This is a genomic window from Burkholderia sp. Tr-862, assembly GCF_011753085.1.
Taxonomy (GTDB): domain Bacteria; phylum Pseudomonadota; class Gammaproteobacteria; order Burkholderiales; family Burkholderiaceae; genus Burkholderia; species Burkholderia ambifaria.
In genome coordinates, this window is sequence record NZ_VWWG01000040.1 from 15696 (window position 1) to 42277 (window position 26582).

29 protein-coding genes are annotated in these 26582 nt (G+C 66.7%); 12 read left to right on the forward strand and 17 right to left on the reverse strand.

What is annotated here, in order from left to right:
* Positions 1 to 70: 70 nt before the first annotated feature.
* A complete protein-coding gene (gene corA / locus F3J14_RS14400; RefSeq protein WP_166723560.1) occupies positions 71 to 1048 on the forward strand; it encodes a magnesium/cobalt transporter CorA in 978 nt (325 codons plus the stop codon).
* A 9-nt stretch (positions 1049 to 1057) separates the two neighbouring features.
* Here the strand turns inward: corA and F3J14_RS14405 are convergent, their stop codons facing one another.
* Positions 1058 to 1345, reverse strand: coding sequence for a YciI-like protein (locus tag F3J14_RS14405; protein ID WP_006759492.1), 288 nt, complete (start codon positions 1343 to 1345; stop codon positions 1058 to 1060).
* 466 nt (positions 1346 to 1811) lie between these two features.
* Between F3J14_RS14405 and F3J14_RS14410 the strand changes: the two genes are divergently transcribed.
* Complete coding sequence (locus F3J14_RS14410) at positions 1812 to 2300, forward strand: YbaK/EbsC family protein (RefSeq protein ID WP_166723561.1); 489 nt, start codon at positions 1812 to 1814, stop codon at positions 2298 to 2300.
* A gap of 471 nt (positions 2301 to 2771) precedes the next feature.
* Here F3J14_RS14410 and F3J14_RS14415 read toward each other — a convergent pair whose 3' ends face one another.
* The gene (locus F3J14_RS14415; protein WP_166723562.1) at positions 2772 to 4112 is read right to left on the reverse strand and encodes an APC family permease; all 1341 of its coding nucleotides are present in this window, start codon (positions 4110 to 4112) and stop codon (positions 2772 to 2774) included.
* A 129-nt stretch (positions 4113 to 4241) separates the two neighbouring features.
* A complete protein-coding gene (locus tag F3J14_RS14420) occupies positions 4242 to 5087 on the reverse strand; it encodes a carbon-nitrogen hydrolase family protein (protein ID WP_166723563.1) in 846 nt (281 codons plus the stop codon).
* Between the two features lie 158 nt (positions 5088 to 5245).
* On the opposite strand from F3J14_RS14420, the gene F3J14_RS14425 reads away from it, so the two are divergent.
* Positions 5246 to 6064 (forward strand): helix-turn-helix transcriptional regulator, encoded by an 819-nt coding sequence (locus F3J14_RS14425; protein ID WP_166723564.1) that lies wholly within the window; start codon positions 5246 to 5248, stop codon positions 6062 to 6064.
* 648 nt (positions 6065 to 6712) lie between these two features.
* A complete protein-coding gene (locus tag F3J14_RS14430; protein ID WP_166723565.1) occupies positions 6713 to 7420 on the forward strand; it encodes an SDR family oxidoreductase in 708 nt (235 codons plus the stop codon).
* 137 nt (positions 7421 to 7557) lie between these two features.
* Here the strand turns inward: F3J14_RS14430 and F3J14_RS14435 are convergent, their stop codons facing one another.
* Positions 7558 to 8490 carry a LysR family transcriptional regulator gene (locus F3J14_RS14435; RefSeq protein WP_166723566.1) on the reverse strand — a complete coding sequence of 311 codons (933 nt, stop codon included), beginning with the start codon at positions 8488 to 8490 and terminating at the stop codon, positions 7558 to 7560.
* Between the two features lie 264 nt (positions 8491 to 8754).
* Here F3J14_RS14435 and F3J14_RS14440 point away from each other — a divergent pair, with 264 nt between their 5' ends.
* From F3J14_RS14440 to F3J14_RS14460, 5 genes are all read left to right on the forward strand, one after another.
* Positions 8755 to 9219: a RidA family protein gene (locus F3J14_RS14440; protein ID WP_166723567.1), complete on the forward strand. Its 465-nt coding sequence runs from the start codon at positions 8755 to 8757 to the stop codon at positions 9217 to 9219.
* 272 nt (positions 9220 to 9491) lie between these two features.
* A complete protein-coding gene (locus tag F3J14_RS14445; RefSeq protein ID WP_006754192.1) occupies positions 9492 to 9911 on the forward strand; it encodes an organic hydroperoxide resistance protein in 420 nt (139 codons plus the stop codon).
* A gap of 66 nt (positions 9912 to 9977) precedes the next feature.
* Positions 9978 to 10304, forward strand: a complete 327-nt coding sequence (locus F3J14_RS14450; protein WP_166723568.1) for a DUF4148 domain-containing protein — start codon at positions 9978 to 9980, stop codon at positions 10302 to 10304.
* 72 nt (positions 10305 to 10376) lie between these two features.
* Positions 10377 to 10706, forward strand: coding sequence for a DUF4148 domain-containing protein (locus F3J14_RS14455; protein ID WP_166723569.1), 330 nt, complete (start codon positions 10377 to 10379; stop codon positions 10704 to 10706).
* Positions 10707 to 10847: 141 nt separating this feature from the next.
* Positions 10848 to 11570: a GNAT family N-acetyltransferase gene (locus tag F3J14_RS14460; protein ID WP_166723570.1), complete on the forward strand. Its 723-nt coding sequence runs from the start codon at positions 10848 to 10850 to the stop codon at positions 11568 to 11570.
* Between the two features lie 101 nt (positions 11571 to 11671).
* On the opposite strand, the gene F3J14_RS14465 is transcribed toward F3J14_RS14460, so the two are convergent.
* The 4 genes from F3J14_RS14465 to F3J14_RS14480 form a co-directional block, all read right to left on the reverse strand.
* Positions 11672 to 12127, reverse strand: coding sequence for a MarR family transcriptional regulator (locus tag F3J14_RS14465; RefSeq protein WP_166723571.1), 456 nt, complete (start codon positions 12125 to 12127; stop codon positions 11672 to 11674).
* 134 nt (positions 12128 to 12261) lie between these two features.
* A complete protein-coding gene (locus tag F3J14_RS14470) occupies positions 12262 to 12402 on the reverse strand; it encodes a hypothetical protein (protein WP_166723572.1) in 141 nt (46 codons plus the stop codon).
* The gene (locus F3J14_RS14475) at positions 12399 to 12770 is read right to left on the reverse strand and encodes a GFA family protein (RefSeq protein ID WP_166723573.1); all 372 of its coding nucleotides are present in this window, start codon (positions 12768 to 12770) and stop codon (positions 12399 to 12401) included. Before F3J14_RS14475 ends, F3J14_RS14470 begins: the two co-directional genes overlap by 4 nt.
* Before the next feature lie 181 nt (positions 12771 to 12951).
* Positions 12952 to 14052 (reverse strand): nitronate monooxygenase, encoded by a 1101-nt coding sequence (locus F3J14_RS14480; protein WP_166723574.1) that lies wholly within the window; start codon positions 14050 to 14052, stop codon positions 12952 to 12954.
* Between the two features lie 204 nt (positions 14053 to 14256).
* On the opposite strand from F3J14_RS14480, the gene F3J14_RS14485 reads away from it, so the two are divergent.
* Together F3J14_RS14485 and F3J14_RS14490 are read left to right on the forward strand one after the other, a co-directional pair.
* The gene (locus tag F3J14_RS14485; protein WP_166723575.1) at positions 14257 to 15411 is read left to right on the forward strand and encodes a hypothetical protein; all 1155 of its coding nucleotides are present in this window, start codon (positions 14257 to 14259) and stop codon (positions 15409 to 15411) included.
* Positions 15412 to 15855: 444 nt separating this feature from the next.
* Complete coding sequence (locus F3J14_RS14490; protein ID WP_166723576.1) at positions 15856 to 17313, forward strand: MFS transporter; 1458 nt, start codon at positions 15856 to 15858, stop codon at positions 17311 to 17313.
* Positions 17314 to 17381: 68 nt separating this feature from the next.
* Here F3J14_RS14490 and F3J14_RS14495 read toward each other — a convergent pair whose 3' ends face one another.
* The 5 genes from F3J14_RS14495 to F3J14_RS14515 all read right to left on the reverse strand — a co-directional run bounded on the left by F3J14_RS14495 (position 17382) and on the right by F3J14_RS14515 (position 22104).
* Positions 17382 to 18275, reverse strand: coding sequence for a LysR family transcriptional regulator (locus F3J14_RS14495; RefSeq protein ID WP_166723577.1), 894 nt, complete (start codon positions 18273 to 18275; stop codon positions 17382 to 17384).
* A gap of 130 nt (positions 18276 to 18405) precedes the next feature.
* Positions 18406 to 19233 (reverse strand): alpha/beta hydrolase, encoded by an 828-nt coding sequence (locus F3J14_RS14500; protein WP_166723578.1) that lies wholly within the window; start codon positions 19231 to 19233, stop codon positions 18406 to 18408.
* A gap of 287 nt (positions 19234 to 19520) precedes the next feature.
* Positions 19521 to 19904, reverse strand: a complete 384-nt coding sequence (locus F3J14_RS14505) for a VOC family protein (protein WP_166723579.1) — start codon at positions 19902 to 19904, stop codon at positions 19521 to 19523.
* A gap of 25 nt (positions 19905 to 19929) precedes the next feature.
* Complete coding sequence (locus F3J14_RS14510; RefSeq protein WP_166723580.1) at positions 19930 to 20892, reverse strand: hydroxymethylglutaryl-CoA lyase; 963 nt, start codon at positions 20890 to 20892, stop codon at positions 19930 to 19932.
* Between the two features lie 21 nt (positions 20893 to 20913).
* Complete coding sequence (locus tag F3J14_RS14515; protein ID WP_166723581.1) at positions 20914 to 22104, reverse strand: CoA transferase; 1191 nt, start codon at positions 22102 to 22104, stop codon at positions 20914 to 20916.
* A 249-nt stretch (positions 22105 to 22353) separates the two neighbouring features.
* Between F3J14_RS14515 and F3J14_RS14520 the strand changes: the two genes are divergently transcribed.
* Complete coding sequence (locus F3J14_RS14520; RefSeq protein ID WP_166723582.1) at positions 22354 to 23328, forward strand: D-2-hydroxyacid dehydrogenase; 975 nt, start codon at positions 22354 to 22356, stop codon at positions 23326 to 23328.
* A 265-nt stretch (positions 23329 to 23593) separates the two neighbouring features.
* On the opposite strand, the gene F3J14_RS14525 is transcribed toward F3J14_RS14520, so the two are convergent.
* The 4 genes from F3J14_RS14525 to F3J14_RS14540 all read right to left on the reverse strand — a co-directional run bounded on the left by F3J14_RS14525 (position 23594) and on the right by F3J14_RS14540 (position 26565).
* Complete coding sequence (locus tag F3J14_RS14525) at positions 23594 to 23806, reverse strand: hypothetical protein (RefSeq protein WP_006753449.1); 213 nt, start codon at positions 23804 to 23806, stop codon at positions 23594 to 23596.
* Positions 23807 to 24126: 320 nt separating this feature from the next.
* Positions 24127 to 24564 (reverse strand): hypothetical protein, encoded by a 438-nt coding sequence (locus tag F3J14_RS14530; RefSeq protein WP_166723583.1) that lies wholly within the window; start codon positions 24562 to 24564, stop codon positions 24127 to 24129.
* A gap of 205 nt (positions 24565 to 24769) precedes the next feature.
* The gene (locus F3J14_RS14535) at positions 24770 to 25693 is read right to left on the reverse strand and encodes an ABC transporter permease (RefSeq protein ID WP_166723584.1); all 924 of its coding nucleotides are present in this window, start codon (positions 25691 to 25693) and stop codon (positions 24770 to 24772) included.
* Positions 25693 to 26565 (reverse strand): sugar ABC transporter permease, encoded by an 873-nt coding sequence (locus F3J14_RS14540; RefSeq protein WP_166723585.1) that lies wholly within the window; start codon positions 26563 to 26565, stop codon positions 25693 to 25695. The genes F3J14_RS14535 and F3J14_RS14540 overlap by 1 nt, the downstream gene beginning before the upstream one ends.
* Positions 26566 to 26582 lie beyond the last annotated feature (17 nt).

Consider the following 26582-nt stretch of genomic DNA (forward strand, 5'->3'; position numbering starts at 1 on the left):
ACCGCGCAAGGCGGGCCGCCCGCGCGCCAAACCGGTAAACTGGTGCGAAAACCGCAATATTAGAGACACCATGCTGATCAATTGTGCTGCATACCAGGACGGCCGCAAGCTGGCTGACATCGATATCGATGCCATCAGCGACTACGTGTCGAAGCCCGAGTGTTTCGTGTGGGTCGCCCTGAAGGATCCGACACCGGAAGAGATCGACCTGATGGGCGAGGAGTTCGCGCTGCACGAACTCGCACTCGAGGATGCCCGCAAGGGGCATCAGCGCCCGAAAATCGAGGAGTACGGCGATTCGCTGTTCGCGGTGCTGCATACGGTCGAGCTCGATGGAGACGGCGAATTCAATGTCGGCGAGCTGAACGTGTTCGTCGGCCCGAACTACGTGCTGTCGATCCGCAACCATACCGAGCAGGACTTCCGCGCGGTGCGCAAGCGCTGCGAGCACGAGCCGCATCTGCTGCAGGAGGGGTCGGCGTTCGTGTTCTATGCGTTGATGGACCAGGTCGTCGACCGCTATTTCCCGATCCTCGAGACGCTCGGTAACGAGCTCGAGGAACTCGAGGATCGCATCTTCGCGAAGGCCACGCTCGCGTCGTCGCGGGCGATCATCGAGGATCTCTATTCGCTGAAACGCCGGCTCGTGATGCTGCACCAGCACACGGCGCCGCTGATCGAGCCGCTCGCGAAGCTCACCGGCGGCCGCATTCCGCAGGTCTGCAGCGGCATGGAGCATTACTTCCGCGACGTGTACGACCACCTGCAGCGGATCGTGAAGACGATCGAAGGGCGCCGCGAGATGGTCGTGACCGCGGTCCAGGTCAATCTCGGGATGATCTCGCTCGCCGAGAACGAGGTGACCAAGCGGCTCGGCTCGTTCGCCGCGCTGTTCGCGATCCCGACGATGATCGCCGGCATCTATGGGATGAACTTCGCGAACATGCCCGAACTGCACCTCAAGTACGGCTTCTACGGCTGCATCGCGGTGATGGTCGCGGCCGATCTCGCGCTGTGGTGGCGCTTCAAGCGGGCGGGGTGGCTGTAGCCGCGATGCCTAGTGCGGTGCGTGCTTGCCGACCACGACGCGCCACGGCCGCACGCGCCACGACTTGACGAGGCCGTTCTGCACATACGGATCGGCGCGCGCGAACGATTCGGCGGCTTCGGGCGAATCGCCTTCGAACACGAGCACGGCCTGGTCGGCCGGATCCTGCAACGCGCCGGCGAGCACGAGCTCGCCGCGTTCGGTTGCAGCCTTCGCGAGCGCGAGGTGCTCGGCGCGGTATTGCTCGCGCCGGGACAGGTAATCGTCGACGAGTTCGTAGATCAGCTGGTAATGCATGGTCGCTCCCGGAATCGGCCGCCGCGGGATGGCGGGCGCTTGGGCTCAGTATAGGGCGCGAGCCGGTCTTTGTCGGGGCGGTTTGCGGCGGCTTGCCGGCCCGTGGCTGGCTGAACCTTGGCGGCTGGCGGGGATGATTTTGGCATCTCGATACCCGTCTCTTAAATGCAACTAACGGTCTAATGCCGATCCGCCGTCGCATGAGTTTGCGTCATCGCGCCGCACGGCGCATCGCAAGTTTGGTCTTCAGGCAAGGTGGGTTCGGCAAGCGTCTGGACGCGCATTCCGGGCCCAAATTTCACATGCCGGCGAGGGCGGTCGCGTGATCGGAAAAGGGGCCGAAGCCGGGTGCGGGCCGTCCGTACGGGGTGCCGCGCGAGGGCGTTTCCATTGGCCGCAATGCGACCTATGCTGAACAAATCCGGAGCGAACTTCGTTCGCCCGATTCGCCCAGACGAGGTGTGCCATGCCTGTATCAGCCACCCTGCAGGATTGCCTGCGCCAGAAGTCATCGCGGTACGAAGTCGTGTACCACCCGTATAGCCATACCAGCATGGAGACGGCCGCCGCCGCGCATATCCCCGGCGATCGCCTCGCGAAAACCGTGCTGCTCGAGGACGACGAAGGCTACGTCGCCGCCGTGCTGCCGACATCGCACGCGGTGCGATTGTCGGACCTCTGGGTCCAGACCGGCCGCCATCTCGTGCTCGCCAGGGAAATCGAACTGCGCGAACTGTTCAAGGATTGCGACCTGGGCGCGTTGCCGCCGGTATGCATGGCGTACGGGATGAAGACGTTCCTCGAGGAACATCTCGCGCAGCAGCCGGAAGTGTATTTCGAGGCCGGCGACCACGAAGCGCTGATCCACATGACGCAGGACGAATTCCTGTCGCTGATGGAGACGGCCGAGCGCGCGCATTTCTCGCACAAGATGCAGGGGATGTGGGTTTCCTGAGCGTCGTGATGCGGGCGGTTTGCGGTGGTTGGAGACGGCGTCTGGTGGGCGGCCGTCGGGGAATCGTGGGCGATTGATTTTGTCCAGATCGGTTTGTGCTTGGAAAACGGGGCTGGGGGCGGCCGATGAGGCGGGATTGCGGCGGCGGCTGGCCGGGATTTCAGGGGTGTTTTCGGGTGAATTTGTAATTTGACATAAGGTGAATTATCGAAGTTAAATCGGGGTTCATGATCAGGCCCTAGAAATGGTTCCAAGGCCCATGTCACACATGCCCAGCCCGGATGGATATCCGGGATTTTTTTTGCGCCGCGTAAGCTGACCGGCCACCGGGTGTCCGGCGCCGGACGCTGCGATCGCTGCAACGGACCGAACGCTGGATTGTGGATTCCCGCGCCCGCACCGACCGTCGAAGGTTTGTGTGATGTCCCTAGCCGGATTTGAATGCTCGCTGCCCATCCTTCCGCTGCCCGGTCAAATCGCAACTTCCGGCGGTGCCTGGCGGAACAGGCGCGTAATCCAGCACAGATACACCAGCCCGAGCACGAACCACGCGACGCCGAGCACGAGTGCAGCCTTCTCGAGGCTCACGAGCAGCCAGATATCGGATACCGCGCCGATCGCGGGAAAAACGAGTCCGCCGACCACGCCGATCCGGTGTTCGCCCTGATGCCCCCGGAGGTACAGGCGGATGACGCACAGATTGACGGCTGTAAAGGCAAGAAACGCGCCGAAGTTGATGAACGACGTGGAGGTGGCGACATCCAGCTTCAGCGCAATCAATCCGACGCTGCCGGCCAGCACGATGTTGATCGCGGGCGTCTTGAAACGCGGATGGATGAAACCGAAGATGCGCTTCGGAAGGATTTCGTCGCGGCCCATCGCATAGAGCAACCGGCCGACACTCGCTTGCGCGGAGATGCCCGACGCGAACTGAGCGAGGATCAGGCCTGCGAGGAAGACGGTGACGAACAGATCGCCGCCGATCATCTTCGCCACTTCGAACGCGGCCGAATCCGTATCCTTGAATTCGACCCCCGGGTGCGCGAGCTGCATCGTGTACGCCGCGATCACGAAGATCGCTCCACCGATCAGTGCAATCAGCAGAATCGCGCGCGGCATGTTCTTTTTCGGATCGATCGTCTCCTCAGTCAGCGTCGAGACCGCGTCGAAGCCGAGGTACGAATATGCGGCAATCGCGGCGCCTGCCATCGTCGCGCCGAACGGCACGTGCGGCTTGAAGAGCGGCTGCGCCATTGCAATACCGCCCGCGCCCGCCGCAGCCGACGCATAGTGCACGCACAGCACGACGAACATCGCGACGACCGCCAGTTGCACGACCATCAGCACGATGTTGAACCGCGCGGCCAGATCGATGCCGACGATGTTCAGGCCGCTCGTCGACACGATGAACGCCACGATCCAGATCCAGGTCGGCACGTGCGGAAATGCCGCGTTCAGATACGCCGCGCCGATCAGCCAGATCACCATCGGCAGGAAGAAGTAATCGAGCAGCGTTGCCCAGCCGATCATGAACCCCAGATGCGGGTTGAACGTCTTGCGCGTGTACGTATAAGCCGAGCCCGCGGTCGGATGGAGCCGCGCGAGCTTGCCGTAGCTGAGCGCGGTGAAGGCGATGGCGATCAGCGCGAGCAGATAGGCAAGCGCGGCCGTGTCGTCGCTGGCCTTGGCCAGCACGCCGTAAGTACCGTAGACGATCAGCGGTGCCATGTAGGCGAGCCCGAACAGCAGCACGGACGGCAGGCCGAGTGTGCGCTTCAGGCGTGCGGGTTCATGGGATGATGACGCTTGCATGTTGTCTCCTGGGCCTCGGCGGCCAATACGAAAGCCTGTGTGCCGTCTGGTCGGCATTTCAATGGGACGGGCGAGCAAGTGCAGGGCATTGCGCCCTGCCCCATGCGTTCAATGGGCCGTGGATTCCGGCTATTCGGCGCGGTGACGGCGCGGGTCGATCGTGACCGCGCGGTTCCCGCCAGCCTGTTCGACGGGCGACAGACCGAGCGCCACACGGGCATCGTGCAGATAGCTGTAGTGCTCACGACTCGCTTCGAGAAGCGTCGGATCGACGCTCGCGTGCACGACCGCCTCGTCTCGGCCCAGCTCGATCACCGTGTCGCCAAATGGATCGACGAGCGTGGAAAGGCCGGCGAACGTCAGGTTGCCGTCGCCGGAACCGCAGCGGTTCACCATGACCGCGAACATCTGGTTCTCCATCGCTCGCGCGGCGATCGCACGGCGATGCACCGGACCGAACGGGTCCATGTTGCCGTTCGTGACGATCACCAGATCGGCATCGAGCGCACCGACGGCGCGTGCCGTCTCGGGGAATTCGATGTCGTAGCAGATCAGCAGGCCGACCGTCAGACCGTTCCAGCTGCAGGTCGCGAAGCGGTCGCCCGGTGTGAAGACGCCGACATCCGACGCCCAAAGATGCGTCTTGCGATAGCGCAGCACGATATCGCCCTGCTCGTCGACGAGCACCGTGGTGTTGTAGAACCGGCCGCCGTCGCGCTCGGCGAGGCCCACGGCCACGGCAACACCTTTTTGCCGTGCCGCGTCGCGTACCGCGGACAATGCGGGGCCATCGAGCGGCTGCGCGACGTCGGCGACCGTGTCCCGCGTCGGGAAGCCGGACAGCGTCGTTTCGGGGAACACGATCAGCCGGGTACCGCCTGCGCTGTCGACGTGTTCGATCGTATCGATCACCTTGCGCGTGTTGTGCACGACGTCGCCGTCGACGAGCGTCAGTTGCGCGAGTTCTACCTGCATGAAGTCATCTCCTTCCAATCGCCTTTCAGTTGCACGTCTCAGCCACACGCGCCGAGCAAAGCGCTGCATGGTCTGCTGCGTGACGAAGTGAGGCAAATTATCGGGTTATTATTTTTGACCTGAAATTCCCCGCCAGGGTTACCTCACCGGAGGACACGATGGACTTCGAATGGCGAGATCTCGCTTTTCATCGGGAGATTGGTTCGGCCATCGATGCCCTCGATGGCCCGCATTTCTGGGCGCGCCTCACGCGGGTGCTCGAACGGCACGTCGCTGTCGGCAACTGGGTCGCGCTGCGTTTCGCGCGCGACGCCGCCCCGCTCGTGCTCGCCGAACAGGCGATGCCGGACGGCAAGCTCGACCTGATGTTTCAGGACTATCTGGCCGCGCTCTATCAGCTCGATCCGTTCTATCTCGCCGCGTTCGAAACGCAGGCGCCCGGCTTCTACACGCTTGCCGACGTCGCGCCGGACAACTTCCGGATGACCGAGTACTACGAGCGGTACTTCAAGAAGAACATCGTCGGCGACGAAGTGCATTTCAACGTCGTGATCGATCGCGATCACACGCTCGGCTTCTCGCTCGGCAAGACGAGCAAGTACGACGAGCGCGAGATGGCACTGCTCACGCTGTACACGCCATGGGTGCTGTCGCTGATGCAGCAGCGCTTGCGGTTCGAAACATTCGCGGTCAAAGGCGCGTCGCACACAGCGGAAATCGATGCGCCCGATCCGCATGCGCGCTTCGGCATGCTGACCGGAAAGAACGGGCGCGGCGCATTGACGACGCGCGAAATCGAAGTCGCAATGCTGTCGTTGAGCGGATTCTCGTCACGCGCGATCGGGGAGAAGCTGTCGATCTCGTTCGAGACCGTGCGTGCGCACAAAAAGCACATCTACGCGAAGCTCGGCGTCGGATCGCAATCCGAGCTGTTTGCCATGTTCTACGATCGGGGACGAACGGACGAGCGCGCGTGATATCCATCGTGGCGTTCCGGGACGGGCGATGCGTGCGAACCCGGGCCGGTGATCGTCATCCCCCCTGCTGCCCTGTCACTACCGAATGGCCGGCATTCCGATCCGGGCGGTGGTTTGTCACTGGCGCTGCCCCGAGGTTCGCGAACTGCGTAAGCCTGGCTGACCGCGTCAGCCCGGATCGTCGCGGTCGCCGCGGCTGTCCGTCGGCGCACCCGGCGGCCGGAGCCCCACGTCAGACGCATTCTGGATTGAGTGAGTTCGTCTTTTTAATCGAGCTATTGTGATAAGAAAAGTTATCCGGATAGCATCGATAAATTGGCGAAGTGCCTGCCGTGTTACGAACAAACCGGCGCCCGGCGTTCGCAGCATTTGACCGCGCAAACCCCCGCATTCACGACGATTCGACGCGCGTCCTCGTCCGATTGCCGGCTCGTTGACCATCACATCGATCCACCTGCGCCAACACCGCCGCCGCACCGATCGCCGTTGCTGCCCCCACACCCTCCCCGCATTTGTTCCCGCGACGCAAGACTGTTGCTCCATGGTGGGTGTTCGAACTCCGGCCCGACACGCCTAGAGTCTGGTCCATCGGATTCATCGATCCGGTCGGCACTGAAGCCGAAAACCAGTCACCTGTCGAGGCATATCATGAGCACGTCCAAAGTCATCATCGTCACCGGCGCATCGCAAGGCATCGGTGCTGAAACGGTCAACGCATTCCGCGCCCAAGGCCATCGGGTGGTCGCGACGTCCCGTTCGATCGGGCCGTCGAACGATCCCGATCTCGTCACCGTCGCGGGCGACATCGGCGATCCGGCGGTCGCGCGGCGCGTGGTCGACACCGCAATCGAGCGCTTCGGTCGGCTCGACACGCTCGTCAACAACGCCGGCGTGTTCATCGCGAAGCCGTTCACGCAATACACCGCGGACGACTATGCGGCCATCACCCGCGTGAACCTGGACGGCTTCTTCCACGTCACGCAGCGCGCGATCGCGGCGATGCAGCGGCACGGCGGCGGACATGTGGTCAGCATCACGACGAGCCTCGTCGACCACGCGAACAGCAACGTGCCGTCGGTACTCGCATCGCTGACGAAAGGCGGTCTCAATGCGGCGACGAAGTCGCTCGCGATCGAGTATGCGAAGGCCGGTATCCGCGTGAACGCGGTGTCGCCCGGCATCATCAACTCGCCGATGCATGCGCCCGACACGCATGCAACGCTCGCAGCGCTGCATCCGGTCGGCCGGATGGGCGAGATGAGCGACATCGTCGGCGCGATCCTGTATCTCGATTCCGCGCCGTTCGTCACCGGCGAGATCCTGCACGTGGACGGCGGCCAGAGCGCCGGGCACTGAGCGGCAAAGTAGTGAGAACGGCCGGCGCGGATGGCGCGACGACCGGCCGCGACGGCACGTCGGGCGACCTTGCAGGCGTCACACGCGCCGGCCTGCTACCCGCCCAGCCGCGCCGTTTGCGCACCGGCCGCACGCGGCTAGCGCGCCCGCTTGCCGGGCGCCTGCTCCAGATGTTCGACGAGAAAGTCGACGAAGACGCGCACGCGCGACGACAGATAGCGTGCATGCGGATACAGCAGCATGAACGGCCGCGACCGCCCGCCCTGGCCGTGCAGCACCTCCGCGAGCGTGCCCTCCCGCAGATCCCGTTCGACGATGAAGCGGTAGGTCTGGAACAGGCCTGCACCGCTGCGCGCGAGCGTGACGCCTGCGAGGACGTCGCCCGACGTGCCGTAACCGCCGGTCGTCGCGATTTCGAGTTCTGCCGCGCCGTCGTTGAACAGCCACGGAATCGGCCGGCCGCTGCTCGGGAGCTCGAACTGGATGCATTCGTGCGCGTGCAAATCGTCGACGGCTCGCGGCACGCCGGCGCGCTTCAGGTAGCCGGGCGTCGCGACGACGACGAGTTCGGCGTCCTCGAGCTTGCGCGCGACCAGGCTCGAATCCGCCGGTGCACGGCCGCGGATCGCAAGATCGAAACCCTCCTCGGCGAAGTCGATGTTGCGGTTGCTCAGGTGCGTTTCGACGCATACGTCCGGGTAGCGCTCGCGAAACGCGGGCAGCAGCGGCAGCACCCGATAGTGTCCGTACGGCGTCGGCATGCTGATGCGCAGCACGCCCGCCGGCGTGGCCTGCTGGCCCGTTGCCTCGCGCTCGGCGTCGACGAGCTGAGACAGCGCGTCACGGCATTGCTCGAAGTAGCGCCGTCCGGAATCGGTCAGGCGGATTTGTCGCGTCGTCCGGACGAACAGGCGTACGCCGAGACGCTCCTCGAGCCGCGCGACCGACCGGCTGACGGCGGCCGGCGTGACGCTCGCGGCCGTCGCGGCGAGCGTGAAGCTGCCGAGTTCGGCTGCCAGGCAGAACAGCTCGATGCTGCCGAGCAGGAGGTCGTCGAATTTTCGTTGCATGAAGCGGCTCCAGCGGTGTCCGGTGCTTGCGTCGCGGGACGTCGAAGCAACGAGTGTGCATGAATCCCCGGCGGCAAACCAGCGAACCGGCGAACGCGGCGGGCGGCACCGGCCAGCTTCGCCGGCACGCGTTCTCGTCGTTCGATGCCGCGCGCGATTCGTTACATCGTGTGCCAAATCAATTGCGTGAACGATATTTACCGGCGCCGACCGCCTCACTAGAGTGACTGACAGACCCGTCAATCATCCCCGAAGGAGAACGCGATGACGATCGAACAGAAACTGGCCGAACTCGGCTTCACGCTACCCGAACCGCCCCATCCGCTCGGCAGCTATACGGCCGTCAGCGAAGCCGGCAACCTGTTGTTCGTGTCCGGGCAACTGCCGCTCGCCGACGGCAAGGTGGCCTATACGGGCCGCGTCGGCGAACAATTGAGCGTCGATGACGGTCGGCACGCGGCGCAGCTCGCGGCGCTGAACGTGCTCGCGCAGATCGGCAAGCACCTGGGCGGGTTCGATCGACTGCATCACATCGTGCGGGTCGAGGGGCACGTGGCGTCGGCCGACGGCTTCTGGGGGCAGCCGGCCGTGATCGACGGTGCCTCCGACCTGTTCGCCGCGGTGCTGCGCGACAAGGCCGGACACGCTCGCTCGGCCTTTTCCCAGCGCCAGTTGCCTGCCGACGCGGCCGTGATCCTGGTCGTGATCGCCGAAATCCGTCCGGCGTAACCGCGTCGCCGCCGCCGAGACAACGGCCATTCCGACCGGCGTCTGCCCTGCCCGCCGTGAGATTTCCCTTCCTCATCGCCTTTTAAATATAAGGGGTGGATCGCTGAAGGGCCTTGTCCCGCAAGGCTCGACACGATCCAGATACATTGAAATACAAAATATCGCACGCGATTTAATCGAATCCGCTTGACGTGAGGCGGCGTCTCAACGAAACTGCATCGCATGCGATCGAATCGCATCTGAAAAAACCTTCAAACCTGACGGAGTGAATGATGAGCAAGATCGAAAAAGTGCTGTACACGGGCAAGACGCACACGACTTCCGGCGGCCGCGACGGCGCGGCGCGCAGTTCCGACGGCCGCCTGGACATCCAGCTGTCGTCGCCGGGCAGCGCCGGCACCGGCACCAACCCGGAACAACTGTTCGCGGCCGGCTGGTCGGCCTGCTTCATCGGCGCGATGCAGCTTGCGGCGCGCGCGGCGAAGGTGACGCTGCCGGCCGATCTCGCGGTGGACACCGAAGTGGACCTGGGCATGGGCGGCAACGCGTACTTTCTGCAGGCTCGCCTGAACGTGAGCGTGCCGGGGCTCGATCGTGACGTCGTGCAGCACATCGTCGATACCGCGCATCAGACCTGCCCGTATTCGAAGGCGACGCGCGGCAACATCGATGTCGAGATCCGCATCGTCTGAGCATTGCATCGGGCGGCCGGGCGCCGCCTTCACGAATCTCCCACCCTATTCTTGTCGAGGTAAATGATGAAAACCCAACTGATTGCTGCCCTTCTCGTTGCCGTGTCCGCCGCCGTTGCCGCCCCGGCCTTTGCCAGTGAAGCCGTCGTGACGCGTGCACAAGTGCGTGCCGAGCTCGTCCAGCTGCAGCAAGCCGGCTATGTGCCGGGCCGCGCGAACGATCCGCACTATCCGGACGACCTGCAGGCCGCGCTGACGCGTATCCACGCCAACGACACCGTCGCGGCCGATACGGCGACGTCCGGTTATGGCAGCGACGCCGCCGCCGTCACGCAGTCGGGCAGCCGTGCCGTCACACGTGTCGCCGAGCGTTCGATCTACTTCGGCCATTGAACGAAACCGCGACCGACATTGATTGCCGGCGTGCCCGGACAACCCTGAATACGCTCTTTTCTATCGAGGTGAATGATGAAGACTCAACTGATTGCAGCCCTGCTCGTCGCCGTGTCGGCTTCCGTTGCCGCACCGGCCTTCGCAACCGAAACCACCGTGACGCGCGCGCAGGTGCGGGCGGAGCTGGCCGCACTCCAGCAGGCCGGCTATCTGCCGAATCGCCCGAACGATCCGAACTATCCGGACAACCTGCAGGCAGCGCTGAAGCGGGTTCGCGACAACGGCGCGACGGCGGCCGACACGCAGGCAGCCGGTTATGGCAGCAACGCCGAAGGCGCGACGCAATCCGGCGGTCGCAGCGCGATTCGCATGGCCGATCGATCGATCTATTTCGGTCATTGAACGTCACGACGAAATCGGCGATACCGTCCGTCAAATAAAGCGCATGCGATGTAATCGCATGCGCTTTTTGTTTGTCTGCAACCTGCGTGACCGATCGCGTCTATGCTGTGCGACGGACGGCGTTCAATCAAGGAGCATGCGATGCGGGAAGCAACGGCGGGACACGAAGAAGGCGGATCGCATCCGCTCGACAACGCCGTGTGGCATGCGCTCGCCGGCGAGCAGCACCGTTTTGCGCTCGGCGACGCGCGTGCGCGGCGGTTTCCGCCGGCGCTCGCGCCATTTGCCGGCATGGCCGACCGCAGCCCGGCCGCGTTCGACGCGTTGCGCGGACTGATCGACGCCTACGGGCCGGCGGCACTGTTCTCGCCGGACGAGATCCCGACGCCGGCCGGTCTTTCGGTGGTCCGGCGCGCGACGCTGCATCAGATGATCTGGCAGGGAACGCTCGACGACGCCGATCCTTCGGAGCATGTGCCGCTGACCGAAGCCGACGTGCCTGAGATGCTCGCGCTGATCGCGGCGACGGAACCCGGCCCGTTCGGCCCACGCACGATCGAATTCGGCGGCTATATCGGTGTGCGCAGGCAGGGCCGGCTCGTCGCGATGACCGGTCAGCGGCTGAGAGCGGCCGGCCATGCGGAGATCAGCGCCGTGTGCGTGGGTGCCGCGTTTCGGGGCCAGGGCCTCGCGGGCCGACTGATCCGGTCATTGATCGCGACCATCCGCGCGCGGGCGGAGACGCCATTCCTGCACGTGCTCACGTCGAATCACGTCGCGATCGAGCGCTATCGGGCACTCGGCTTCGTGACGCGCCGCGACATGCATTTGCTGGTGCTGGAGCGTGAGGAGAGCCGTCCGTAACGGCCGGGTCGCGGCGGTGCGTTGGCCGCGATCGCCGGATGTGTGTGGAAATTGCGGAAATTGCGGCAATGGCCGGCGGCAGGTGCGCCGCCGGCGCGTGTCTATTCGTCGATCGAATCGATCAGGTTGCCGCGCAGCGTGACGATCGCCTTCTGCATCTTCGCGAATTCGTCGGGCTTCAACCCGGTGGCTTCGACGAGGTCCATGTCGAGCCCCTTCTCGCGCACGCGGCGGCCACTTTTCGTCAGGCTCACGAGCACCTGGCGCTCGTCCGACGGATCGCGGTGCCGCTCCAGATAACCCATCGCCTCGAGTTTCTTCAGGATCGGCGTCAGCGTGTTCGATTCGAGGAACAGCTTTTCGCCGAGTTGGCCGACCGTCTGGTTGCCCTCCTCCCATAGCGCAATGATCGTGATGTATTGCGTGTACGTGAGGCCGAGCTCTTCGAGGATCGGCTTGTATGCCTTGCCGAACGCGAGGTTCGTCGAGTAGATCGCAAAACACAGGAACTCGGACAGTTTCGGCGTAGCGGGCGATAGTGCTTCGGTCGGTTTCATGAGCGTCCTCCCTCGACACGGGATCGTGTCGCAGATGAACCGATTATATATCGCGTGCGATCTTATCGGAAGCATGATTATCGTTTCCGATCAACAGGATGCGATACGCGCGGCGCCCGCCCGCGCTTGTATGTTCAGTACTGGCTGTCGTTCCGGCCCCGGCGGGTGCCGACCCGCTGCCGGCTGATCGACAGCAGTGAACACTGCACCGGATGGGCGATTTCGGTCGCGAGGCCGCCCGCGGCGAACAGCAGGATCATCAGCCAGCGTTTCATGCGTCCTCCACGACGGAAAGGCTCGCACCGTTGGCGACCGTGGCTTCGAGCGCGTACGGATCGACGCCCTCGAGGCAGCCGAGATTGACGCGCCAGCACGCGGGATCCTTGCGAGTCTGGTGGAACGGATAGATGCCGCACCGGCTGCAGAAAAAGTGGTGGGCCGTGCGCGTGTTGAACCGGTAGCTCGTCAGCGCGCCCTCGCCTGCGACGATCTTCAGTTCGCTTGCGTCGAACATCGGGCTCATCAGCGCGCCGCGGCGGCGGCAGAGGCTGCAGTTGCAGCGGACCGCCGGCGCAAGCGCCGTCCGGACTTCGAATTTCACGGCGCCGCAATGGCAGGATCCGTTGAACCATGTAGCAGACATGTCGTGCTCCTCAGGAGGTCATGTCTGCTTTATAGCGGGCCCGGGCCCATGCTTTGTATCGCGCTGTATCCGCGCGGCGTGCGGATACAGAACATTGCAATTTTGTGCCCGGCACCGCGCGTTGCGGTGGCATTGGGGCACATTCGCCCAGCGCCGGTGCGCGCGGCGCGGGCGCGGGGAATCAGTCCAGTACGTGCTGCAACCGCGCGATGGCCGCTCGCGTCTCGCGCTCGAGCGTCGCGAACAGCTCGGCCGCCGGCAGCGACCGGACGAGGGGCGCCGCCTGCCCCGCCCACTGCGCGCCGTAGCCGAACTCGCCTTTTGCCTTCGCGGCCGCATGCAGTGCCTTGCCGGCGTCGTACGCGATCGGATAGGCCGGCGTGGCCGGTGCGTGCGGATCGTCGCCGAGCGCGGTCAGCCGGTTCGCGAGGCCGCGCGCGATCCGCCCGGAGATCGCGCTCGTGAACGTCGTGCGGCGCGCCGCATCGCCGAGGATCGCGCGGCGATAGCCGTCGTCGATCGATGTTTCCGGGCACGCGACGAAGGCGGTGCCGAGCTGCGCGGCCTGCGCGCCGAGCGCGAGCGCCGCGGCGATGCCGTCGCCGTCCATGATGCCGCCTGCGGCGATCACCGGCAGCGCACATTCGCGCACGATCAGGCGCGTGAGCGCGAACGTGCCGAGCCGATCGTCGTGCACCGTCGAGTCGAACACGCCACGGTGCCCGCCGGCCTCGATGCCCTGTGCGACGATCGCATCGACGCCGGCCGCGGCGATCTGCCGAGCTTCGTCGGGATTCGTCGCGGTCGCGAACAGCGTGACGCCCGCGCGCTTCAACATCGCGATTGCCTCGTCGGACGGCAATCCGAAATGAAAGCTCACGATGGCCGGTTTTTCCTCGACCAGCATCGCGAGCATCGCATCGTCCGCGACGAAGCTCGTATAGATCTCCGACAGCGACGCCGGCGGCGTCGCGCCGTGTGCGCGGAATGCGGGCGCGAGCCAGTCGAGCCACGCGCGCTCGACGGCTGCGTCGGCACGGGCCGGCTGGTGGCAGAACAGGTTGATGTTGAACGGCCGGTCGGTGAGTGCGCGCGTGTCGCGGATCATCTTGCGCGCGCCGTCGGCGTTCGTCGCACCGACGCCGAGCGAGCCGAGCCCGCCCGCGTTCGACACGGCTGCCGCCAGCGCGGGCGTGCTGACGCCGGCCATCGGCGCCTGGATGATCGGGATGCGGATGCCGAGCGTGCGCAACAGCGTCCGGTTGTCGGTCGAGGGAATCATGTCGTGCGTCTCCTGTGGGCGGCGCGAACGCAAACGGGAAGCATGCCGCGGGTGGCACGCGGGGCGGCCGGCGGGCCGGCGTTTCAGAAATCCAGCGCTCAGGATAGCGGACCGGGAAACCGCCTCCAAGTCTGCCGAACGGCAGATGCCCCGTCGCGCCGCTTCGTGAAATACTGCGGCCACGCGTCCTTCCGGAACCCCGAGATGACCGACATGCCTGCCGTACCCTCATTCCATTGCCTGGTCACGCGTTGCGCGCTGACGTGCATCGCCGCGTTGCTGGTCGCCGGGCCGGTGGCGGCCGCGTTTGCCGCGGACGTGCCGGCGGCCCACGTCCCGCAGCGCATCCTGTTCGTCGGCGACAGCCTCACACACGGCCGTTACGCGCCCGTGCGTTCGTACGGCGCAATGCGCACCGGCAGCCCGGGCGTCGCCGGTACCGCGCAGGTCGTCGACGAAAACTTCGGGCGGACCGATGCCCGCGCGGAACGCGAGCCGGGCCCGTGGGGCGGAATTCCGGGTATCTTCGCGCGCCTTGCCGTCGAAGCCGGGCTCGACTACGACGTGCACCTCGAGGCGATGTCGGCGACGAGTCTCGCGAAACATGACCGCGTTGCATCGGACGTGATCGATCGGCCCGCGTGGGATGCGGTCGTCCTGCAGGAACTGAGCGCCAAGCCACTGCCGGTCGCGCTTACGCACAGCCGCGCGAGCGATCCGGCCGGTTTCTGCGCGAGCGTCGCGAAGCTGGCGCGCGGCATTCGTGCGGCGGCGCCGCAAGCGAGTGTCTATCTGTATGAAACCTGGCCGCGCGCCGATCTCGCGAAAGCGCTCGCGGGCGAGCCGGGCAGCGACGGTTTTCACGCCCGCTACGTCGAGCGTCTCGCCGAGATCGTCGCCGCGTATCGCGATGCTTTTGATGGCGCGCGCCGCACCGATCCGTCGATCGTCGCGGTCGCGCCGGTCGGCCGCGCATGGCAGCGCGCATGGGCGACCGGTGTTGCCGATCCCGACCCGTATGAGCCGTCCGGCGCGCCGCTGCTGTGGTACGGCATGCATGCACAGAACGACCCGCCGATCTCGCGGCCCGATTATCTGCATCCGGGCATGCCGGGCGCTTACCTGAGCGCGCTCGTGTTGTTCCAGCAGATTGCCGGCGTCGACGTCCGCACCTTCGGCCCGCGCGAGCAAGCGGCCGCGCAGCTCGGCATCGCGCCCGACCTGGCGGCAAGGTTGCAGGCTGTTGCGTTCGATACGGTCCGGGATGAACGGGGCGACGCCGAGGTCCATGCCGATGCCGATGCCGATGCCGGTGCGACCGCGACGGCCGGGCGTTCCGATCCCTGCGCGTCGCCATGAGTGGCAACGTGCGCGCCCGATGCGTTCCATCGATCGACGGACGATGGCGAACGCGGGGGGAGCCCAGCCCGCGGCTGCGTTGTGCGACGCCAACCGACCTGACCAATACCGAACCGCGCGCTACGGCATCACGAAACGCCAGACACGCGCCACATCACCCATGGTTTTCCCTGCCCTCGTGTTCCCGCAGCGGCCGCCGCACCGTCCGACGCCCGTCCCGCGGGCGTTCCGCAGCCTTTCTGCGCAGGAAAGGATGCTTGAGGCATCCGCAATTATCGCGCCGCGCAAATTCGCCCACCATGTTTCGGACGATCGGCGTCACCCGCGCATCCGGCCTTTCACGGGCCTTGCAGGCACGTGCGTCGCGTCGTGCGACCGGGCCCACAGGGCCCGCCGCGAACGGCCGGGCGTCGCGCCACGGCAAATCGATAATCAGGAGACACGATGAACAGCCAATCCCTCGACCTTGGCGGCACCGCGGATGGACCCGCGTCCGCCGTACCGCCCGCGGCCCGGGCCGGCGCCGATGCGACGGCCCTTCCCGCCCGCGGCATCACGCTCGGCGAATTCATGGACGACTTGCCGGTCGGTGCGCTGCACCGGTTCGTCGTCTGGGTGATTGGCATCGGGCTGTTCTTCGACATGTACGAGATCTTCCTCGTCAGCACGATCGGTTCCGCGTTGCAGAACGAATACGGGCTGAGCCGGCAAAGCGCCGATTTCAAGCTGCTGCTGGCATCGGCATTCATCGGGATGTTCGTCGGCGCGATGTGTCTCGGCAGTCTCGCGGATCGCATCGGCCGGCGCAAGGCGTTCCTGATGACGCTCGTCTGGTACAGCGCGTTTTCGCTGATCGGCGCGTTCTCGGTGAATGCCGACATGCTGGTGGCATGCCGGTTCCTGACGGGCATCGGTGTCGGCGCGATCTACCCGGTCGCCGACAGCTTCCTGTCCGAAATCCTGCCGAAGGAAAAGCGCGGGCGGCTCGCCGCGTGGGCCTATACGACTTCATATGTCGCGGTGCCGCTGGTCGGTTTCCTCGCGCTATGGCTGAACCCGCTTCATGTCGCGGGCGTGGCCGGCTGGCGCATCATCCTCGCGATCGGCAGCCTCGGTGCCGTATACGTGCTGCTGATCCAGCACCGGCTGCCGGAGAGCCCGCGCTGGCTGCTCGCGCAGGGCCGCACGGCGGAGGCGCATGCCGCGGCGCGGCGCTTCGCGGACAGCGCCGGCGTGCGCGCGCCCGAGCAGTTCGCGGCGTCGGCCGAACCGCAGCGGCCGCTGAGTCTCGGCGAGCGCATCGCGTTGCTGCGCCGCCGGCCCTACGGCGCACGCTACCTGATGCTCGCGGTGTTCCACCTGTTCCAGGGCTTCGGCTATTACGGCTTCGGCACGCTCGCGGGCACGGTCGTCAAGAGCCGCGGTTTCGACGTGACGGACAGCACGCTGTTCATTGCGCTGTCGTTCATCGGTTATCCGATTGGCTCGCTGCTGTCGATCCCGCTGCTGAACTGGATCGAGCGGCGCACGCTCGTGATCGTATCGATCCTGTCGATCGCCGCGTTCGGGCTGTGCTTCGCGTATTCGGGCAATACGGCGTTGATCGTCTGCTTCGGTTTCCTGACGACCTGCGCGTCGAACGTGTTCAGCAACGCCTATCACGTGTACCAGGCGGAGATTTTCCCGGCGCGCGTACGCTCGACCGCAATCGGCAGCACGTACGCACTGTCGCGCATCGTCAGCGGCGCGCTGCCGTTCGTGCTGCTACCGGTGCTGGTCGCACACGGCGCGGGTGCGATGTTCGGCGTGATCTCGGTCGCGCTCGGCATTGTCGCTGTCACGTTGCGCGTGCTCGGGCCGCTGACCACGCGGCGCAGCCAGGACGACATCAACCCGGTATGACGCGACGCGCTGCCCGGGGCGTGCGCATGCGTGCCCCGGGCAGCGCGCGTGCGGCGCGTTCCGCTCATTCAGCGTGCCGACATGAAATCGAACAGCTTCGCGATGTCGGTGGTCAGCACGGTGCCGGCCTTCACACCGACCCAGAGCGTGCGCGTCGCCCACGCGTCGTCGAGCTTCACGACTCCGAGCCGCGCCGCGCGCTCGCCGGTCACCGCGTCGCGCGGCAGCACGCCGATCCCGAGCCCGGCCTCGATCATCCGGCTCACGCCGTCGAAATTCGATACCTGGATGCGCAGCTTCAGCGAGCGCTCGGCCGCGAACGCGGCGTCGGTCATCCGCGCGAGCAGCGAGCTGCCGTCGCTCAGGCCGACATAGTCTTCATCGAGCGTATCCGCGAAGCGGATGCTGTCGTGCGCGGCGAAGCGATGCCCGCGCGGCACGAGCAGCACGAGCTCATCGCGCCGGTACAGCCGCCGTTCGATGCCGGGTGCGGGCACGTTGTCCGCGAACACGCCGAGATCGGCCTTGCCGGACCCGAGCGCGTCGACGATCTCGTGGCTCAGCCGCTCCTCGAGACTGACCTTGATGCCCGGGTTGTCGGTGAGGAAGGCGGCGAGATCGGCCGGCAGGAACTGGACGATGGCCGACGTGTTGGTCCACACGTGAATGTGGCCGCGCACGCCGGCGACGTAGTCGCTCATCTCGTGCGCCATCCGGTTGACCTGCTCGATGACCTTCGCCGCATGGTCGAGCAGCGCGCGGCCCGCCGGCGTCAGCTCGACGCCGCGCGCATGCCGCACGAACAGCGCGCTGCCGGTCACGCTCTCGAGCTCGGCGATCCGCTTGCTGACCGCGGACAGCGTGAGCTGGCCATGTTCGGCGGCCTTGGTCAGGCTGCCGTGCTCGGCGACGAGCGCGAACACGCGCAGCGACTGCAGATCGAAATGAAGCGGGTTCACCATGATGAGGGTCCTGGGGAAAGCCATGCGGCGCGGATTAACGACGCCGGCCCGGCCCGATGCCGATCATACGCCCGGCCGCGCGCGGCGCGAATCGGTGCAAATTGGTGCGATGCGGTGCAATACGGCGCGCTCAGCGCGGCGCGATCGCCTGCAACGCGGCGAGCATCGCGCCGTCGGGTGTCGCGAGATCGTCGAGCACCGTGAAGTGCTGCATGCCGGGCAGCCAGGCGCGCGCGATCCGCTCGCCGGCCGCCTCGCATGCGTGCGCGTATTCGTGGGCCTGGCGCACGAGCTCCGGCAACTCGGCCACGCCGACCGCGACGACGGTCGGCGCGCCGGGCCCGATATGACGCAGCGGGCTGTACGCGGCGATTTCGTGCGCGGTGAGCTGCAGCCTGTCGTCGAGCACGCACAGCGAGATCGGTTCGAGATCGACGAGCGGGCTGATCGCGAGCGCCGACACGACGGCCGGATGCGCGCGATGCACGGCCGTCAGGTGGCCGCCCGCCGAATGACCGCTCAGGTGCATCGGCCGCCGTGCGGTGCCGATGCCGTCGGGATCGGTCGAGAGGTAGTCGAGCAACGCGCCGATCTCGCCGACGATGTCGGTCATCGATGCGGCCGGGGCAAGCGTGTATTCCGCGAGCACGACGTCGAAGCCGCGCGCGAGCGGCCCGGCGGCCGCGTACGCGAAATCCTCTTTCGCGCAGTGCTGCCAGTAGCCGCCGTGAATGAACACGAACAGCGGCGCGTCGGGCCGGCCGCAGCGCAGCCAGTCGAAGCACTGCGCGGGGCGCGCGCCGTAACGCAGGTCGCGCTGCCCGGGCGTCGCGTCGTAAAGCGCCCTGCTGCGTGCCTGGCACGATGCGAGCACGGCCGGGAAATCGGCAATGGCTCTCGTGTTGAGGTAGGCGGCGTCGAGCGCCGCGCGGTCCATGCCACGATAGAGGATCGTCATTCGGAAAGCGTCCGGTCGGATAGGCGAATACGCGGATAGGCGGATGACGCGGGACATTCGCGGGGCCCGCGGCGAAGGCGCCGGACGGGCCGGCGCCGTTGCACCATTATCCGCAGCGTGACGGGGGCCCGCTATCCGGAATCGGCGGCAGCGGCGTGCACGTGTCCACTTTCGGCGGAGGACTGCCGCGCGGCTGGCACGTCTTGCCGGCCCGCGAACAAGCGGGCGGACCGGCGCGACCAAGCAGTACGACAAAGCGGCACGACAAAGCGCACGACGAGCACCGCTCAGATCAATTCGGAGATCTCGATCAGGTTGAGGTCCGGGTCGCGCACGTACACCGACCGGATTTTCTGCGTCGCCCCGGTGCGTTCGACGGGCCCTTCGACGATCGGCCATTCGACGCGTTGCAGATGCGCGATCACGTCGTCGAGCGGCACCGACGCGATGAAGCACAGATCGAGCGCGCCGGGCACCGGCACGTGCGCCTTCGGCTCGAACTCCGCGCCGCGCACGTGCAGGTTGATCTTCTGGTTGCCGAAGCGGAACGCGAGCCGCCCCGCGCCGAAGGTTTCGAGCTGCATCTGCAGCACTTCCGTATAGAAATGCTTCGTCCGCTCCGGATCGACGCAAGTCAGGACGAGATGGTCGAGGTGGTCAATCAGCGCCATGTGATTCGCTCCTGTTGACGACTGTTCATGAGAAAGCCCGCTGCGCGGGCATGTCACCGGCTTCGGCGCGCGGCGGCGGATGCAGGTCCGAGCGGCGGCCTGCCTTCAGGATCTGGCTCGGCACGTCATGTCCGATCAGCGCAGGCAGCCGTGCGGCGGCGGCGAGCACGGCCGCGAGGTCGATGCCGGTATCGTAGCCGTCGAGCGCGAGCATGTGCACGAGCTCCTCGGTGCATGCGTTGCCGGTCGCGCCCGGCGCGTACGGACAGCCGCCGAGCCCGCCGAGCGACGCGTCGAAGCGGTCGATGCCGGCGTCGAGCGCGGCGAGTGTGTTCGCGAGCGCCATCCCGCGCGTGTTGTGAAAGTGCAGCGTGAGCTGTAGCGCGCCGAAGCGTTCGCGCGCGCGTTCGGCCAGCTCGCGCACCTGCGACGGATACGCCATGCCGGTCGTGTCGCACAGCGTGAAGCCGTGCACGCCGAGATCCGCGAAGCGCTGCATCCACGCGAGCACGGTTTCGTCGCGCACGTCGCCTTCCATCGGACACCCCATCGCGGTCGACAGCGACACGTTGATCGCGACGCCAGTGCCGCGCACCGCGTCGATCACGTCGCGCAGCTGGGCGAACGACTGCTCGCGGGTCATCCGCAGGTTCGCGCGGTTGTGGCTCTCGCTCATCGACATCACGAGGTTCACCTCGTCGACGCCGCACGACAGCGCGCGCTGCGCGCCGCGCACGTTCGGCACGAGCACCGTATAGACGACGCCCGGCGCGCGCACGATGCCGTGCATCACGGCCTCCGCGTCGCGCAGCGCGGGGATCGCCTTCGGCGACGTGAACGACGTGACCTCGATCTTCGCGTAACCGCACGCGCTCAATGCGTCGACGAGCGCGATCTTGTCGTCGGTGTCGACGAACGCCGCTTCATTCTGGAAACCGTCGCGTGTCGCGACTTCGTGGATATAGAGTCGCTGGGGGTGCTTGTTCATGTCGTCGCTCCGCTGGCCGGTTCAGATCACGCCGCGCGTGCGCCATGCGTCGCGCGTCGTGGCATCGATGCCGATCGATTCGAGTACCGCGTCGGTATCGGCGCCGAGCGCGGGTGCGGGACGCTCGATGCGCCCCGGCGTCGCGCCGAGTTTCGGCACGATGCCCGGCACGAGCACGGGCGTGCCGTCGGGCAGCGCGGCGTCGACGATCATGTCGCGCGCGCGGTAATGCGGATCGGCCGCGATGTCCGCGACGTCGTAGATGCGCCCGGACGGGATGCGTGCGTCGTTCAGCGCGGCGAGCACGTCGTCGAGGTCGTGCAGCGCGCTCCATTCGCCGATCGCCGCGTCGATGCGCGCGACCTGCGCGACGCGCCCGTCGTTGTGCGCGAGCGCCGGGTCGCGGCCGAGGTCGGGACGCCCGATCAGCTCCATCAGGCGCCGGAAGATGCTGTCGCCGTTGCCGGCGATCAGTGCGTACTTGCCGTCGCGGCAACGGTACGCGTTGGTGGGCGCGATGCCGGGCAGGCTGCTGCCGGCCGCCTCGCGTACCGCGCCGAATGCCGAGTATTCGGGCAGCAGGCTCTCCATCATGTTGAAGACGGATTCGTACAGCGCGACGTCGACGACCTGCCCTTTGCCGCCCTGCTGCTCGCGATGCCGCAGCGCGAGCAGGATGCCGATCACGCCGTGCAGCGCCGACAGCGAATCGCCGAGCGATACGCCGACGCGCACCGGCGTGCGGCCCGGTTCGCCGGTCAGGTGGCGCAGGCCGCCCATTGCCTCGGCGATTACGCCGAAGCCGGGCCGGTCGCGATACGGGCCGGTCTGCCCGAAGCCCGACACGCGCAGCATCACGAGCCCCGGGTTGATCGCGGACAGCGTCTCCCAGCCGAGCCCCCAGCCTTCGAGCGTGCCGGGCCGGAAGTTCTCGATCAGCACGTCGGTCTCGGCGACGAGTCGGCGCACGACGTCCTGCCCCTCGGGCGTGCGCAGGTCGAGCGTGAGCGACGTCTTGTTGCGCGACTGCGCGGCCCACCAGACCGACGTGCCGTCGTGCAGCAGCCGCCATTTGCGCAGCGGGTCGCCGACGCCGGGCGGCTCGACCTTGATCACGTCCGCGCCGAATTCGGCGAGCATCCGGCCCGCGAACGGCCCGGCGATCAGTTGGCCGAGTTCCAGCACGCGGATACCGTCCAGGGGTCGCGTCATGACTGTCTCCGATGAAATCGTGTTGTCGATGACGGCGATCATGACGGCGTTCGCGCCCGGCGAAAATCGATCGATGCTCAACCAGCCTTTCCTGAACGGAAAGGCATGCACGGCGGAGAACGGAAAAACGCCGCGCTGCCTTTCCGCGCGGGAAAGCGCGCTCGCGCAATGCTCAAGCCCGATCACGCGCGCCGTGGGCAGAATCGTTACCGTTGCGCGCCCGCCGGGCGCCCGTCAGCGAGATCCACCATGTTTTCCAGCTCCTCTCCCGCGAAGATCGTGTTTCTGGACCGCGCGACGCTGTCGCCGCGGACCGTGCTGAAGCCGTTCCCGTTTCCGCACGACCTCCAGACCTTCGAACGGACGGCCGCGCACGAAGTGGCCGCGCGTATCGCCGACGCGGACGTCGTCGTGACCAACAAGGTCCGGCTCGACGCGGCGGTGCTCGACGATGCGTCGCAGTTGCGGATGATCGCGATCGCCGCGACGGGCACCGACATCGTCGATCTCGATGCCTGCGCGACGCGCGGCATCGTCGTCAGCAACATTCGCGGGTATGCGGCGCGCACGGTGCCCGAGCATACGTTCGCGCTGATCTTCGCGCTGCGGCGCAGCCTCGTCGCGTATCGCGACGCGGTGCGCGCGGGACGCTGGCTCGACAGCGGACAGTTCTGCTTCTTCGATCATCCGATCCGCGACCTGGCCGGCGCGACGCTCGGCATCGTCGGCGCCGGCGAGCTCGGCCGCGCGGTGGCCGCCATCGCACGCGCGCTCGGCATGCGCGTGCTGTTCGCCGCACACGACGACGCCCGGGGCGGCGACCATGTGCCGCTCGACACGCTGCTGCGCGACAGTGACGTGATCACGCTGCACTGCCCGCTCTCGCCGGCGACGCGGAACCTGATCGACGCGGCCGCCTTCGCGCGGATGGCACGCCGGCCGCTGCTGATCAATACCGCGCGCGGCGGCCTCGTGGACGAAAGCGCGCTCGTCGACGCGCTGCAGTCGGGGCAAATCGCGGGCGCGGGCTTCGACGTGCTCACGCAGGAGCCGCTGCCGGACGCGCATCCGTTCCACGCGATCCTGTCGCATCCGGCGTTCATCCTGACGCCGCATGTCGCGTGGGCGAGCGACGAGGCGATGCAGGCGCTGGCCGACCAGCTCGTCGACAACGTCACGGCGTTTGCGCGCGGCGAGCCGCGGCATGTGGTGATGGCGGGTTGAGCGCGGCAGGCACGAAGGCGGCAGTGTGCCGCGCCTGACCTCGGCGGCGACGCCCCGACTCCGGGGGACATGAAGACAGGAAAACGTGACGACGCGTTGCAGACAACTCGCCGCAGCGGGATAGAACAATCGGGGAGACGGTGTTCAGACGACGCGCGGCCCGAACCGGTGCGCGCGTGTGCGCGATGCGCGCCGCCGGCGCGTGTCGGCCATCGGCCGCGCGTCGGCGGGAATCAGCGGGGAGCCGTCAGCGGACGGGCAGGCTTCAGTAAGCGGACATCTCGACGCAAGGATCGACCTTGGACGGCGAGCAGATGACCGAATACTTGGCGCTTTCGCGCATCAGCGCTTCGCCTTCGTGCAGCGCGATCTTGATCTCGGGATGACGCTCGTACGCCAGGAAGGCGGAGCAGACGACCGCGGACATCACGACCAGGGAAAACACAAATTTTTCAAGGGGTTGGAAACGTTCTGGCATGGTTCGACCTTTCTTCTAGGCCGACATTATAACGAAGAATAAGGGTTTTCCCTATATTCATGTCGGCATACCGTCCATCACTCAGGTCGTACCCTCTTTTCTTCGTCGATTCCCGCCGCCGTTCAAGTCCGACCGCGCGATTGCGCCGCGTCGACGGCTCTGAGCGGAGACGGGTGAATGCCGAGATGGTCCGCGCCGAGGCCCGCCCGGCCGGGCAGCGAGCTGTGCGCGAACCGCTGGAACGAGGGCCGGCGGCCGTCGTGCTGGAGAATCGGAAAATTCGATAGAAGGCCAGAAGGCCAGAAGGCGCGATGGACGACTTACTGCGGCGCTGATGCGCCGCTGGCCGCGTTGCCGGGCCATGCCTTGCCGATCTTGTCGATCAGCGATTTGGCGGCGCCGGTCGCGATGGCGGCGTCGACGCCCGAGGTCTGCCACGACCCATCGGCGGCCTGCACGAAGGTCAGGTTCGCTCGCGACGGCGCGTAATCGTTGTTGCGCCACGTGACCACGACATCGCACGTGTAGGTGCGCTCGCGGACCTTCCTGCAGTCGCCGTCGGGCTTCGCGGAAATCACGTCGGCCGACACGGGCAGCGGCTGGCCGAACAGCGCGTTCAGGCCGCCGTGGTTTTCCGCTTCGAGCGCGCGGCGCACCGCGGCGTCGACGTCGCTCGATCCGGGACCGTCGTGGAGCAGGTTGCAGGCGGCCAGCAGCGTGGCGGCACAGCCGAGCGTCAGCAGCGTGGGAAACTTCATGGAACTCCGTGGGTCGGGTGAGCGTCGGGCGGCATGCGGCGATGCCAGTGAACGCATCGCCGGGCCGGTACGCTGCGTAGTCTGCAACGTCGGCGCGTCGTTCGCGGTATCCATTTGTAACGAATTGCACGCAAGCTGGCGCAAGCACGGACGGCCCGCACGGCACGGCGCGCCCGCGTCACTCCCCCGCCGCTTTCCTTCGCGCTTACTGCCGCTCCTGCTTCACGCGGCTGACGAGCTGCGTCGGGCTCACGAACTGCAGCGCGATCACGACCCACACCAGCGTGATGGCCATGTAGATCATCGCCATCGCGTCGATCGACTGCGGCGCGCGCACGCCGGTCGAGAACACCGCGTAATACAGCGCGACGACGAGCGTCTGCGTGCTCGGGCCGGCGGTGAAGAAGGTCAGCTCGAACATCCCGATCGTGCGCACGAGCACGAGCAGCGCGGCCGCGAGCATGCCGGGCACCAGCAGCGGCAGCAGCACGTAGCGGAAATAGCGCCACGTGTTCGCGCCAAAGATGCGCGCGGCGGCCTCGAGATTCGGGTCGATCTGCTCGATGAACGGCGTCATCACGAGGATCACGAACGGCAGCGCCGGCACGAGGTTCGCGAGGATCACGCCCGGCAGCGTGCCGGCGAGCCCGACCTTGTACATCACGGTCGCCATCGGGATCCCGTAGGTGACGGGCGGCACCATCAGCGGCAGCAGGAACACCAGCAGCGCGAAGCGCTTGCCGCGGAACTGCACGCGCGCGAGCGCATAGGCGGCCGGCACGCCGAGCGCGACCGACAGCAGCACGACCGCGCCCACCACTTCGATCGTCACCCACAGCACGCTCGCGAGCTGGAAGTCTTCCCACGCCTTCGCGTACCAGTGCAGCGTGAAGCCCTGCGGCAGCGGCGTGCCGAACCAGCGCGTCGCGACCGAGTTCACCGCGACGGTCGCGATCAGCAGCATCACGTTCAGCAGGAAGAACGCCATCAGCCCCCACACGAGGGCTTTCCATGCCCGGCCGGCGAGGTTGCTTCTCATCTTCTGCGGTGTCCTCGCGTTGACGGGGCGGGCATCGGGCGCGTCCTGCTTCGGCGGCCAGGCCGGCGCGGCATGATTGTCGGTCGCCATCAGCCCTTGCCCCCTGTCACCGGCCCCGCATAGAAGAAGCGGCGCGCGCCGAGCATCGACGCGACCACCAGCAACTGCACGAAGCCCATCACGATCGCGATCGCCGACGCGAGCGAATAGTCGTAGCTCTCGAACGCGGCTTCGGCGGCCGCGATCGAGATCACGCGCGTCGGCCCGGCCGGCGCGCCGAGCAGCACGGCCGACGGGAACACGGAAAACGCCTGCACGAACGACAGGCACGCGGCCATCGTGAGCCCCGGCACGAGCAGCGGCAGGTAGATCCGCCGGAACTGCTGCCACGGGTTCGCGCCGAGCGTGGCCGCGGCGCGCGCGAGCGTCGGGTCGATGCCGCTGATGTACGACAGCATCAGCAGGAACGCGAACGGAAAGCCCGACACGATCAGCGACAGCAGCACGCCCCAGTAGTTGTGCGTGAGGCGCACTTCGTCGGTGTACAGGTGCAGCCCCTGCAGCGCCTGCGGGAACCAGCCGTTCGGGCCGAAGTACGTGAGCATCCCGTCGGCGACGAGCACCGTGCCGAGCGTGATCGGAATCACGAGCAGCGTGGTGACGAACTTCTGGTACGGCGAGCTGCGGCGCAGCGCGAACGCGACCGGCACCGAGATACCGACGTTGATCAGCGTGGCCGGCACCGCGAGCTTCAGCGTGACGAGCACGGTCGGCCACATCGCGGTGTCGGTGAAGAACTGCACGTAGTTCGCGAGCGCGCCGCCGCCGTTCATCGGCTGGAACGACAGCACGAGGCCATAGGCGAACGGATAGATGAACAGCGCGACGATGAACGCGAGCGCGGGCGTGACGAGCCACGCCTTCGCGTCGCGCGGCGTGCCGCCGGTCGCGAGCGTGCTCATGCGGCCTCCCGCCGGCG